The sequence below is a fragment of the Rhodococcus sp. 06-418-5 genome (genome assembly GCF_002258285.1).
Classification (GTDB): Bacteria; Actinomycetota; Actinomycetes; order Mycobacteriales; family Mycobacteriaceae; genus Rhodococcoides.
This window is the reverse complement of record NZ_NOYE01000014.1, coordinates 295,987-308,323: the sequence shown is the minus strand read 5'-3', so window position 1 is coordinate 308,323 and position 12,337 is coordinate 295,987. Positions and strand designations below refer to the sequence as shown.

General features: G+C 65.2%; 12 protein-coding genes. 4 read left to right on the top strand and 8 right to left on the bottom strand.

The features are described from left to right. Positions 1-67 precede the first annotated feature (67 nt). From CH274_RS11410 to CH274_RS11400, 3 genes are all read left to right on the top strand, one after another. A complete protein-coding gene (locus CH274_RS11410; RefSeq protein WP_094657490.1) occupies positions 68-2,413 on the top strand; it encodes a VanW family protein in 2,346 nt (781 codons plus the stop codon). Between the two features lie 150 nt (positions 2,414-2,563). After that, complete coding sequence (locus tag CH274_RS11405) at positions 2,564-3,055, top strand: flavin reductase family protein (RefSeq protein ID WP_045197252.1); 492 nt, start codon at positions 2,564-2,566, stop codon at positions 3,053-3,055. Between the two features lie 353 nt (positions 3,056-3,408). Next, entirely contained in the window at positions 3,409-4,395 is a 987-nt protein-coding gene (locus tag CH274_RS11400) for a hypothetical protein (protein WP_094657489.1), read from the top strand. Positions 4,396-4,579: 184 nt separating this feature from the next. Here the strand turns inward: CH274_RS11400 and CH274_RS11395 are convergent, their stop codons facing one another. The 3 genes from CH274_RS11395 to CH274_RS11385 form a co-directional block, all read right to left on the bottom strand. Then, positions 4,580-6,415, bottom strand: a complete 1,836-nt coding sequence (locus CH274_RS11395) for an acyl-CoA dehydrogenase (protein ID WP_032396636.1) — start codon at positions 6,413-6,415, stop codon at positions 4,580-4,582. Positions 6,416-6,494: 79 nt separating this feature from the next. Further along, complete coding sequence (locus tag CH274_RS11390; RefSeq protein WP_032396635.1) at positions 6,495-7,118, bottom strand: class I SAM-dependent methyltransferase; 624 nt, start codon at positions 7,116-7,118, stop codon at positions 6,495-6,497. Between the two features lie 23 nt (positions 7,119-7,141). Beyond that, complete coding sequence (locus CH274_RS11385; RefSeq protein ID WP_094657577.1) at positions 7,142-8,230, bottom strand: DUF4185 domain-containing protein; 1,089 nt, start codon at positions 8,228-8,230, stop codon at positions 7,142-7,144. Positions 8,231-8,389: 159 nt separating this feature from the next. Between CH274_RS11385 and CH274_RS11380 the strand changes: the two genes are divergently transcribed. After that, positions 8,390-8,824, top strand: a complete 435-nt coding sequence (locus CH274_RS11380; protein WP_094646043.1) for a MarR family winged helix-turn-helix transcriptional regulator — start codon at positions 8,390-8,392, stop codon at positions 8,822-8,824. A 3-nt stretch (positions 8,825-8,827) separates the two neighbouring features. On the opposite strand, the gene CH274_RS29165 is transcribed toward CH274_RS11380, so the two are convergent. The 5 genes from CH274_RS29165 to CH274_RS11355 all read right to left on the bottom strand — a co-directional run bounded on the left by CH274_RS29165 (position 8,828) and on the right by CH274_RS11355 (position 12,330). Then, entirely contained in the window at positions 8,828-8,989 is a 162-nt protein-coding gene (locus tag CH274_RS29165; RefSeq protein WP_176459095.1) for a hypothetical protein, read from the bottom strand. Between the two features lie 195 nt (positions 8,990-9,184). Next, positions 9,185-9,835 carry a TIGR04282 family arsenosugar biosynthesis glycosyltransferase gene (locus tag CH274_RS11370; RefSeq protein WP_094657488.1) on the bottom strand — a complete coding sequence of 217 codons (651 nt, stop codon included), beginning with the start codon at positions 9,833-9,835 and terminating at the stop codon, positions 9,185-9,187. Beyond that, positions 9,832-10,485 (bottom strand): glycosyltransferase, encoded by a 654-nt coding sequence (locus CH274_RS11365; protein WP_032396632.1) that lies wholly within the window; start codon positions 10,483-10,485, stop codon positions 9,832-9,834. Before CH274_RS11365 ends, CH274_RS11370 begins: the two co-directional genes overlap by 4 nt. Continuing rightward, positions 10,478-11,536: an NAD-dependent epimerase/dehydratase family protein gene (locus tag CH274_RS11360; RefSeq protein ID WP_045197241.1), complete on the bottom strand. Its 1,059-nt coding sequence runs from the start codon at positions 11,534-11,536 to the stop codon at positions 10,478-10,480. The genes CH274_RS11365 and CH274_RS11360 overlap by 8 nt, the downstream gene beginning before the upstream one ends. Beyond that, complete coding sequence (locus CH274_RS11355) at positions 11,533-12,330, bottom strand: S-methyl-5'-thioadenosine phosphorylase (protein WP_032397237.1); 798 nt, start codon at positions 12,328-12,330, stop codon at positions 11,533-11,535. Before CH274_RS11355 ends, CH274_RS11360 begins: the two co-directional genes overlap by 4 nt. Positions 12,331-12,337 lie beyond the last annotated feature (7 nt).

The following is a 12,337-nucleotide window of genomic DNA, read 5'->3' as shown; positions in this document are numbered from 1 at the left end:
CTCGTGCGAGGGGTACGCCGGGCAGAAGGGCGGAACACAACCAACGGTGGTCCTGGAAGGGTCGAACGTGAGCGAGGGCAACAGTAGGTCGGGTGACGCGCCCAACGGTGCCGAACCGAAACCCGACGTACCGCCGTACGACGCTCCCACCGAGGTCTTCGGTGCGATCCGCGACGAGACCGACGGTCCGAAGCATTCCTCCGAGGCGGAGCAGCCTTCCGGCGCGACATCCGATGTCGTCGATCCGGGGTCGGACGGTGCCGAGTCGGCTGGCGCCGAGTCCGTCGATGCTGAGTCCGTCGATGCTGAGTCCGTCGATGCTGGGTCGGTCGATCCAGGGTCGGTCGATGCAGACACAGTGGCCGCAGATCCGGTCGTCGACGAGGCCGAGTCCACCGAAGCCGACGACGTCGTTCCCGGGGACGCCGCGCCCGACCAGATCCCGGCCCCGCAACCGCCGCCCGCAGCCGACGAGTCGCCGACCGTCGCGCAGCCCGTCGTTCCTGCGCAGCCCGAAGTTCCTGCGCAGCCCGTCGTTCCTGCGCAGCCTGTTGCTGCTGCGGAAGCTGGTGTTCCTCCCGCGACCGTTGTTTCTCCCGAATCGGAGTCGCCGGCCGGATCACCTGTGATTCCGCCGGAGGACGGCTCGCCGCAGGCCGGCGACGGGTCCGGATTCGTACCGCCGTGGCGGAAGATCGCGATCGGGACCGGCGCGGTGGTCGCCGTTCTCACGCTGCTGTACGCGGCGGATTGGATCACCTCCAGCGACCGAGTGCCCCGCGGCGTCACCGTCGCCGGGATCGAGGTCGGCGGCAAGAGTCACCCCGACGCCGAAGCCCTGTTGCGCTCGGAGCTGGGCGCGCGCGCCGAGCAGCCTGTGTCGGTCGACGTCGGCGATCGACAGGTCGAGATACTCCCGGCCGCCGCAGGCCTCGGTGTGGACTGGAACGCGACGCTCGACCGAGCCGGATCGCAGCCGATCAATCCGATCACTCGGCTGACGTCGTTGTTCGGCAGCCGCGAGATCGGCGTCGTGTCGACCACGGACGAGCAAGCGCTCACCGCTGCCGTCGACGGACTGCGCGTCGAGACCGACCGAGATCCTGTCGAGGGCGACGTGGTGTTCGACGGCAGCACACCGATTGCCGTCGCGCCGCTGTCCGGCCGGGTGCTCGACGCCGACGGCACGCGTCGAAACCTGCAGGCCGAATGGGCCTCGGGCGCAACGGAAGCGGCCTACGAAACAACACCCGTCACGGTGACTCAGGACGCCGTGGATCGCGCCTTCGCCGACATCGCCGTTCCTGCGGTCGAGGCACCGGTGACCGTAGCGGGCCGGCAGAACGTCGACGCGATCCTTCCGACGGATCGTGTGGGCGAGGTTCTGCGTTTCGACCCGGACGGCCAGGGCGGACTGACTCCGATCTACGACACCGACGTCGCCACAGGCATTCTCGCGCCGCAACTCGTGCGCACCGAGACGCCGCCGACGGACGCGTCGTTCACTTTCTCCGGTGGTGCCCCGACCGTCGTTCCCGGAGAGATGGGCGAGCTGGTCGAGTGGCGCAAGACTCTCGAACAATTGCCCGCGTTGCTGTCCGCCGACGGACCGCGCACCACCGAGGCGATCTACGAACCGGCCCCGCCCGCTCTCACCACCGAGGCCGCTCAGAACCTCGGGGTGCGAGAAGTGATCGCCGAGTACACCACCGGCGGGTTCGAGTACGCGTCGGGCGTCAATATCGGGCTGACGGCGCAGATCGTGAACGGTGCGCTCGTGAAGCCGAAAGAGACGTTCTCGCTCAACGGGTACACCGGTCCGCGAGGAAGCGCGCAGGGCTTCGTGGAGTCGGGGATCATCGACAACGGTCGACCCGATCGCGCAATCGGCGGCGGCATCAGCCAATTCGCGACGACGCTCTACAACGCGTCGTACTTCGCCGGTATGGAAGACACCGATCACACCGAACACAGCTACTACATCAGCCGATACCCCGAAGCGCGCGAAGCGACGGTTTTCGAAGGTGCCATCGACCTGAAGTTCACCAACCCGAACGACACCGGCGTGGTCATCGAATCGTTCGCCGACTCGTCCAGCGTCACCGTCCGACTGTGGGGAACGAAAACGGTCGACGTCGAATCGATCACCGGCTCGCGAACCAATTTCACCTCACCGAACACGGTGACATTGCCTGCAGGCGCAGGCTGCGTCGCCTCCGGCGGGGGCCAGGGATTCACCGCCAGCGACACCAGGGTGATCAGCGACGCCGCGTCGGGCAGGGAAATTTCACGGAACACCAGAACGGTGAAGTACGACCCGATCCCCATCGTGCGGTGCGTTCAGCCCGATCGCCCGGACCCCGCTCCGGCACCCGCAGCGGACCCCGCTCCGGAACCGGACGAAGACGAGTGATGCCGCACCCGCGCGCCGACGGTTCGAATCATGGCGATTCGGACTGTGGCGTCGCCGCCCGATCGGGTGTTTGCTTGCACTAATTGTTCGCTCGACAGAATTGCGCCCACGCGGGGGTGCACCACAAGATCGGAAGGGGAGCTTCGTCCAATGTCGCTCACACGTACCGTCCTCGATCAGCAGACGCTTCGCGAGGCGTACGCGCAGTTCCCGAGCGGCGTCGTCGCAATCGCCGCGAAGATCGACGGTGTCATGGTGGGCTTGGCGGCCAGCAGCTTCGTCTCGGTGTCCATCGACCCGCCGCTCGTCGCGGTGTGCATCCAGAACACGTCGACGACCTGGCCGAAACTCGAATTGGCACCCAACATCGGCGTCAGCGTTCTCGGCGAGGCACACAACGACGCCGTCCGTACCCTGGCCGCCAAGACCGGTGACCGTTTCGCCGGCCTCGATCTCACCGTCACCGACGGGGGCGCAGCCTTCATCGTCGGTGCCACCGCCTGGCTGGACACCACCATCGAACAGCAAATCCCCGCGGGCGACCACGCAATAGTTTTGCTGCGCATACATTCCCTGGACGTGCAAAGCGAAGTGAATCCAATCGTGTTCCACGGCAGCAAGTTTCGCAAACTGCAGCAATAGTCCTTCGTTTCGCTCGGCCCCGGGGGTTCGGCCTCGCTGTTCTCGCCTCTGCAATTCGCAAACGCGCGCGCATTTGCCGAACGCGCGCGAATTGGTGGCCTGATCGGGGGCTATTGTGCGCGCGTCTGACGAATGCGTGCGCGTTTGTTGTGGTCGGCCCCGCTGGTTCGGCCTTGCTGGCCCTGGGTTGCGTACCTGTTCGCCTCGGGATTTCGCAAACGCGCGCGCGTTTACGAGACGAACGGTCGGGCGAACTGGTACCCCCGTACCTGTATTCATCCACAGGTCCGTACTTGTGCACAGGTGGCTACTTTTCTTCTCGAGACGTCGCGCGCGTAGTCGAAACTCGCAGAATGAAGGATCACCGAATGGTGCGACGCTCGGAGGCGCTCGCCGATGGCCACGCCGATCACGAGTTGCGGGCGCTGTACGAACGCGGGGGCTGGGAGCGTCTGGTGAACGGCGTCTACGTTCCGTCGTCCAGGCTTGCCGGCCTTTCGGAGCAGGGACGGCATCGGCTGTTGATCGACGCCGTACTTCCGACAATTGCCGAGGGCAGCGCCCTCAGTCATCGATCTGCAGCACTGCTGTACGAATTACCCTTACCCGCAGGGGGATTCGACAAGGTGCACGTCACTCGACATCGCCGCGGCGGAGGTCGCGCGAACGCAGCGGTGATCGTGCACTGTGCACCGTGGGTGCCGTACGCGATCTTCGACGGAATTTCCGTGACCTCGCTGGCGCGGACGGTTGTCGACCTTGCTCGTACCGAGCCCCTTGTGTCGGCGGTGATTGCCGGTGACGCGGCTCTGAAGCGCTGCGATCCACAGGAGCTCGACGCGGAGTTGCAGCGTGCTCGGGGATGGAAAGGTGTGGCGCAGGCGCGGCGAGCCGTATCTCTCATGGACGGGCGAAGCGAAAACCCTGGCGAATCTCAGAGTCGAATCATGCTGCGCGAGAACGGATTCTCTGTGGAGTCGCAGGTGGAGATCCTGGATCCGGATGGGCGTGCGCTGGCGCGAATCGACTGGCTGGTCAATGGCGTAGTCGTGTGCGAATTCGATGGTAAAGCCAAGTACACCAAGTACCTACGGGAGGATGAGAACCCCGGCGACGTGGTGTTCAGGGAGAAGGTGCGGGAGGACGCCGTGCGCGATCTCGGCTATCCCGTGGTGCGCTGGACCTGGGCAGACCTGGCGAATCCGGCGGAGGTGGTGGCACGCGTTGCTCGAGCCGTGGAGCGGGCTGCTGCCCTGCCGCCACCGCGAGGGAGCGTGCGGAGCACGCCGCCTGGCCGGCAAACGCGCGCGCTTTTGCTGAACGCGCGCGAAATTGCCTGAGGATCCTGCAGAATTCGCGTGCATCTGACGAATGCGCGCGCGTTTGCGGCAGCCGGGACCCGTAACTCTCGCAACCCTGACAAATGCGCGCGCGTTTGCGGCAACCGGGCCCCACTCCACCATCCCCATCACATGGCAATGGCCGCACCCGAGAACAGGTGCGGCCGTTGACGATGTCAGGGAATCAGAATGCTGCTTCGTCGAGTTCCATGATGTCGTTGTCGATGTTGGTGAGGATTGCTCGGGTGGAGGTGAGCTGCGGGAGGATGTTCTTGGCGAAGAACGAGGCCACGGCGACCTTGCCTTCGTAGAACGCCTTGTCCTTGCCCTCTGCACCGTTGTCGAGTGCGGCGATGGCGATTTCGGACTGACGCAGCAGCAGCCAGCCGATGAGCAGGTCACCGAAGCCCATGAGGAAGCGCACCGATGCCAGGCCGACCTTGTACAGCTCGGTGGGCTGGTCCTGTGCGCCCATGAGGTGCTGGGTCATCGAGGTGACGATGGCCTGTACGTCTTCGAGTGCGGTGGCGAGCAGTGCGCGCTCGGCCTTGAGTCGGCCGTTGCCTGCTTCGCTGTCGATGAACGACTTGATCTGTCCGGCAACGTGAGCCAGCGCCACGCCGCGGTCGCGGGCGATCTTGCGGAAGAAGAAGTCCTGCGCCTGGATGGCGGTGGTTCCCTCGTACAGCGAGTCGATCTTGGCGTCACGGATGTACTGCTCGAGCGGGTAGTCCTGGAGGAAGCCGGAGCCGCCCAGGGTCTGCAGGGACTCCGCGAGTACCTGGTAGGCGATTTCGGAGCCGACGCCCTTGACGATGGGCAGCAGGAGGTCGTTGACGCGGTACGCGATGTCGGTGTCTGCGTCCGAGACCTGCTTGGCGGTGATCGGATCCTGGTGTGCGGCGGTGTAGAGGTACACCGCGCGCAGGCCCTCCGAGTACGCCTTCTGCATCATGAGGCTGCGACGCACGTCGGGGTGGTGGGTGATGGTGACGCGAGGGGCGGTCTTGTCGGTCATCTGCGTCAGGTCAGCGCCCTGGACGCGCTCCTTGGCGTACTCGAGTGCGTTGAGGTAGCCGGTGGAGAGAGTGCCGATTGCCTTGGTGCCGACCATCATTCGAGCGTGCTCGATGACGTCGAACATCTGCGCGATGCCCTTGTGGACCTCGCCGACGAGCCAGCCCTTGGCGGGGACGCCATGGCCACCGAAGGTGAGCTCGCAGGTGGCGGAGGCCTTGAGGCCCATCTTGTGCTCGACGCCGGTGACGAATGCGCCGTTGCGCTCGCCCAGTTCGCCCTTCTCGAAGTCGAAGAGGATGGACGGTACGAAGAACAGGCTCAGGCCCTTGGTGCCCGGTCCGGCACCCTCGGGACGTGCGAGCACGAGGTGGAAGATGTTCTCGAACAGGTCGTCGGAGACAGCCGAGGTGATGAAGCGCTTGACGCCTTCGATGTGCCACGAGCCGTCGTCCTGCTTGATGGCCTTGGTGCGGCCTGCGCCGACGTCGGATCCGGCGTCGGGCTCGGTGAGCACCATCGTGGCACCCCAACCGCGCTCGACGATGACCTTGGCCCATTCCTTCTGCTCATCGGTTCCGTTGTGGAACAGGATGTTCGCGAAGCCGGGGCCTGCGGAGTACATGAACGCTGCGGGCTGCGAGCCGAGAAGCATCTCGTTGATGCCCCACAGGAGGTTGCGAGGGGCTGCCATGCCGCCGACTTCTTCGTCGAGGCCGACACGCCACCACTCACCGTCGTAGAGCGCCTTGAACGACTTCTTGAAGGAGTCGGGCAGCTTCAGGCTGTGGGTTTCGGGGTCGAACACGGGCGGGTTGCGGTCGGCGTCCGCGAAGGACTCGGCCAGCGGTCCCTCGGCCAGGCGAACGACCTCGCGCAGCATGTCGCGGGCAACTTCGCCGTCCATGTCGCCGAAGTTGTCGCCTTCGAGGGTCTCGTCGAGTCCGAAGAGCTCGAAGAGGTTGAACTCGAGGTCCCGAAGGTTGCTCTTGTAATGGCCCATTGCTCGTTCGCTCTCCAGTCGGTGGTGCGGTCTCGTAAGTACCGCCCAAGTTAGCTACTCGTCGGTAACATAGGGGATGTTACCCCCGATCCGCTGTGCTGCCAAGGGGAGACCTACTCGCCAGTAGCAGTGCGTCCACGGCTGTGCCCTCGCTCACGTCGCGGTAGCGGTTCTCGGCAGTGACGATGGTCAATCGCGAGTCGATATCCGCCGTCAAATCCTCAGGCGTATAGAGGATTTCGGATTCCTGTGGTCCACCGGTGCCGGTCTCGATGTTGTCGGTGTGGTGCCCGAGAATCATGAGGATTCCGTCAGGTTTCAGCGCCGAAATTGCGGCGGACACGGCCGTGCGACGTGCCTCCGGGGGCAAGTGGAGGTACAACATGAGAACCAGGTCATAGTTCGGTTCGGTTGACAATTGCGTCACATCGGCGTGCACCCAGGTCAGGCGCTCGCGCACCGACCGAGGTGCCGAGGCGGCGACACGGCTGGCCCTGTCCAGTGCCGTCGAGGAGAAGTCGACGGCGTCGACGGTCCAGCCGCGGGTGGCCAACCAGATGGCGTTTCGGCCCTGACCGGACGCGAGATCGAGTGCCCGACCACGCTTCAGCGTCGTCGCGACTTCCACCAGCGTTGCGTTCGGTGCCTCGCCGTACACGAGTTCTCGGCCTTCGTACTTGCGATCCCAGTCTGCGGCGTCCACCCGGGGAAGCCTAGTGGGGGTTTCTACAGCGTCGCGCGCAGCAGCAGCACGTTGTAGTTCTGGTAGACCGTCGCCAGGAAGTACAGGTCGCGGCCGGTCGAGTAGGGGTGGATGTACGGCGCGTAGATGGAGCTGACCTCGCGGGTGTCGACCAGAACCTCCGGCGCGCTCCACGGCCCGACGGGCGACGGCGAGCGTCGCAGCACGATCGAGTTGGCGTTGTCGGTGGTCAGCATCAGGTACTGACCGAGGGTCGCGTTGTACGCGACGGAGAGTTCGCCGACGCCCCCGACGATGGGTGCGGCTGCCGCCGGGTCGCCCTTCTTCCAGTCCTGGCCGGTCCAGTACTCGTACTCGCCGAGCCTGGCGATGTCCTGCTCCTTGACGCGAGCCACGTGACCGAGATTGAAGCGGCCTGGCGGGGTGCCGTACTGGTAGACGTAGCCGCCGTCCTTCAGGTACGCGCTCTGCTGGAAGTTGCGATCGCCGCCGACGCTCGGCCGCTGGGTCTCGGGTAGCGCTGCCCAGTTCTCCCCGTTGTCGTTCGACACTGCCAGGCCGGAGAAGTTGGTTTCCCAGGTTCCTGCGGGTCCCCAGTTCTTCACCGACATCAGGTTCAGGTACTGGCTGTCGCCGACGGCCACTCCTGCCGTCGGGATTCGACTGATCTCGACGAACGGAATCTTGGGGCTGGGGACGACCTCTTTGGTCTGGCCGATCGGGTCGAGTACGACGCTGTCGAAGTTCATGCCGTCGGCGAGGTTTCGGTCGTTGCTCCGCACGATGGCGTTGCTGCGCCACGACCACAGGCTGCCCTGCAGCAGGTTGGGTACGCCGAGTCCGGCGGTATCGCCGAAAGCCGTCAGTACCTCGCCGCGGCCGTTGTCCCACATGATGCCGAGGTCGGTGCCGATCATGTTGACGTTCTGGGTGTTGTTGGGGCTCGACATCCCGGTCACCTGAGCGACGGCTTGTGTGCGGCCGTTCAGTTGCGGCAGCCCGAACGTGCCGTTGAGGCCGGCGATGGGATTGACCGCGTTGGGATTGGCAAGTGCGTTGGGGCCGGTGACCAGCAGCGATGTGGCCACGGAAATGACGGCAATGGTCAACATTCTCGAACCCACGCGACTCACGACGTTCTCCCCATTTCGATTCTCTCCCCGACAACCGGGAAGAACCATATCAGCGGTTTGTTCGAGAGGTAATAAGACGAGGTATCCGCTGTTTCGGGAAATCGGGCGATTGCACCTCGGTGTCGTAATCTGGACAACGTGAGTGATCTGCCCGATTCCCGGCTGGCGAGGGATTTGTCCGTCAGCGCGATGCGGCTGAATCGGAGACTCCGGCTGCGCCATTCCAGCGACAGATTGCCCGTCGCTCACTTGTCGATTCTGACGACGTTGCTCCGTGAGGGACCGATGACGACGGGCGAGTTGGCGGCGAGGGAGCGGATCAAGCCACCGTCGGTGTCCAGGTCCTCGCACGCCTTGGTCGAGTCGGGGCTGATCTGCCGGGAGCCCCATCCGACGGACGGCAGGCAGGTGGTTCTGCGGCTGACCGATGCCGGGACTGCGACTGCCCGTCAGGAGGTCGCAGCTCGGGAGATCGCGCTCGCAGAGCAACTGGACGAGTTGACGCCGCAGCAGCGGGAGACACTGGCCGCGGCGGCCCGTATTCTGACGGAGATTGTCGAACGGGTCGACTGACCGTCAGTTCTCGTGGTGAACTTCGTGATCGAGAGCGTCGACGTCCCATTCGATGGTGGACCCCAATTCTTCGGAGTCACCCCGGCGCGCGACGCGGCCGAGGACGGTCGCGACGACTGTCGCGATCACCATCCATACGGCTACGCCTATCAACAACCCGGTCATGTCACACTTTCTAGCACCTGTGTCTGTGAAATCGCCGTGAAACGGTGGTTCGGATTTGTTGCGATTCGATATTGGTTGTTTACGGTCCGGCAATTCGGGCAGATCGAACGCGCTGTTCCACAACGGATGTGGAGATTTCGTGAAACCGGCCGAGTTCGGGTGGAAACAGACCTCTCGGAACGGATCGAGACCCGATCAATTACCCATTGCCATGACAGCAATACGGAATCTGCTGTTCGGTGCGCACAATTGTGCCACCGGGTCGAGATCGGACTCGAAGTCGACATCGCGCAATTCGGGGAGCATCGTGATCGACGCTCCTGCGGCGGTCAGAGCATCGAGAGTGTCGGTGCCCGTCGAGGGCGCAGACATGGGCACGTCGAGCAGGGACCGTGCCAGGTCGGGGTCACGCAGGCCCAGCGCCCACCAGCCACCGTCCTCGGCCGAGCCCAGGACGTCACTGCTGCCCAGTCGCGCCGCCGCGTCGGAGAGCAGTCGCGCCGTGACCTGGGGGGTGTCCATACCGATCTGCAGTACGGCACCGGAGGTGGCTGCGTCGGCGTGTGCATTCGCCAGTCGTTCGCCCAACCCGTCGCCGCGCTGCGCAATCACCGTGAACGACGCCAGAGCACGGGTGAGTTCGTTCGCGCGGGCCGCGTCGGCGAGGGAGCCGGTGAGGGCCACGACACGGCGGTCGACGTCGGCGGCCGCGACGGCGTCGAGGGTGTCCAGCAGCGAGGCTGCGGCCAGCTCGGCGGCAGCTTCGTCGCCGATCGTGGCGGCGAGGCGTGTCTTGGCCAGCCCGGGAACGGGGGCTTTGGCGACGACGAGAGCGGTGACGGTCACGAGAGCACCTTCCAGAAATCTCGCACGGCGACGATCGTCCCCTTCACCGAGCCGGAGACCTTGGACGTTCCTGCTGTCCGTGGCCGGTAGACCACGTCGTGTTCGACGACGGTCCAGCCGGCTTCGGCCGCCAGTACGAGCAACTGCAGCGGGTAGCCCGAGCGTCGGTCGGTGACGTCGAGGTCGAGCAGTGCCTGACGACGTACTGCGCGGATCGCTCCCAGGTCGTGCACCGGCAGCTTGTACTTGGTGCGAAGTCGAAGTGCCAGAACGGCATTGCCGATCCTGGCGTGCAGAGGCGAGCTTCCCCTGTCCGGTCGGCGCCGACCGACGGCGAGGTCCGCGTGATCCAGGGCCGCCACGAGGGTCGGCAGGTCGAGTGGATCCATCGAACCGTCACCGTCGAGGACGCAGACGATGTCGGTGTCGGCCGCGACGACGCCTGCATGAACTGCTGCACCGTAACCGGGCACCGATTCGGAGACCACCGTTGCTCCGTGGGCAGCGGCGACGGCGGCGGTGGCGTCGGTCGAGTTGTTGTCCACCACGATCGTCAGGTAGCCCGCCGGGACCGAATCGAGCACTGCCGGAAGCGATTCGGCCTCGTTCATGCAGGGGATGACGACTGTGACGGACTTCGGTTCAGACACGGGGCGGTCCCGTGCCTTCGGCGTCGCGCAGCGGTGCGTCGGCGAAGGCGGTGAGACCGTCCCTCGGCATGATCGTCGCGCGGAATCCCAGGGTCTGTTCGGCCAACGCGGAACTGGCGACGATGTGCCGTACGTCGCCCGCCCTGTAGCGTCCGGTGATCTCGGGCGTCGGCCCGCCGCGTGCGTCGGCGAGGATTGTGGCGACCTCACCGATGGTGATCGGTTGTCCCGAGCAGACATTGAGGGCGGTGAAGCCGTCCAGCTCCGCCTCGATCGATGCGATGTTCGCGGCCGCCACGTCGTGCACGTGCACGAAATCGCGGGCCTGCTTGCCGTCCTCGTAGACCGTCGGGGCCCGACCGAGCTCGAGCGAAGACCGGAACATCGCCGCCACACCGGAGTACGGGGTGTTTCGCGGCATGTGCGGTCCGTACACGTTGTGGTACCGCAGTGCGATCACCGAGCCGCCCGTGGCGACCGCCCATGCGGAGGCGTAGTTCTCTTGTGCCAGCTTGCTCGCGGCGTAGGTACTTCTGGGCTCGAGCGTCGAATCCTCCTCGACCAGAAGCCAATCGAGAGGCTCGCCCGATATCGGGTCGCGATTGTCGAACAGTCCCGCGTCGAGGTCGGCTCGGGTGCGTGGCCGAGGAATCACCGTCTCACCGGACGAGTTGAGATACCGCCCTTCGCCGTAGACGACCATCGACGACGCGAGAACCAGGCGCGAACACCCCGCCTCGTACATCGCAGCGAGCAGAACCGCCGTCCCGTAGTCGTTGTGACTGGCGTAGGCCGGGGCATCTGCGGCATCGACGCCCGCTCCGACGACTGCGGCCTGGTGACACACGACGTCCACCCCGCGCAATACGTCGACGAGTGAGTCCTTGTCGCGCACATCGAGATCGATGATCCCGTCGGCTCGCGCTCCTGGGCCGTGAGCCGACTCCAGCATGGCGTCGACGGCTACGATCTCGAGATCGGAATCGCGGGCGGCGTCGAGAATGTGGCCACCGATGAATCCGGCTGCGCCGGTGAGCAGTACCCGCGTCATGGCAGTTCGATCGGCAGCGTGAGGCCGGTGTGCACTCGACACGTGGGGCAGTCACCGGTGGGAGCGTCGCGGACGGCCGAGCGCACCAGTGCTTTGAGCGGCTCGATGTTCTTCTGGAATTCGGCGAACACGTCCACTGCCTTGACGCCCTGGCCGGACTCGATGCCTGCGTCGAGGTCGGTCACCAATGCGATCGGCGCGTAGCAGAGTTCGAGTTCGCGAGCCAGGACCGCCTCGGGGTGGCCGGTCATGTTCACCAGCGTCCAACCCTGGCGGGCGAACCATTGGCTCTCGGCGCGCGTGGAGAACCGAGGACCTTCGACGACGACCATGACGCCGCCGTCGATCGCCGAGTCCTGGACAGCGGACTTCCTCAACGTGGGGCAGTAGGGGTCTGCGAATTCGACGTGTATTCCGCCTTCGTCGAAGTAGGTCTGCGCACGCCCGGAGGTTCGGTCGACGAGTTGATCGGGGATCACGACTGTCCCCGGACCGTATTCGGACACCAGGGATCCGACCGCGCATGGGGCGAACACTCGGCTCACCCCGAGCATCCGCAGCGCCCACATGTTGGCGCGATACGGCAACGTGTGCGGTGAGTACTCGTGATTCCGGCCGTGTCTGGGCAGAAACGCGACTCGCCGACCTTCGACCTCACCCAACGTGATCGGGGCGCTCGGAGCGCCGTAGGGGGTGTCGAGCACGACCTCCTCGGCATCGTCGGCGAAGAACGAATAGAAGCCGCTGCCGCCGATGACGGCGATCTCGGCCCGTCCCTTCGCGTCGTTGTTCATCTGCTCA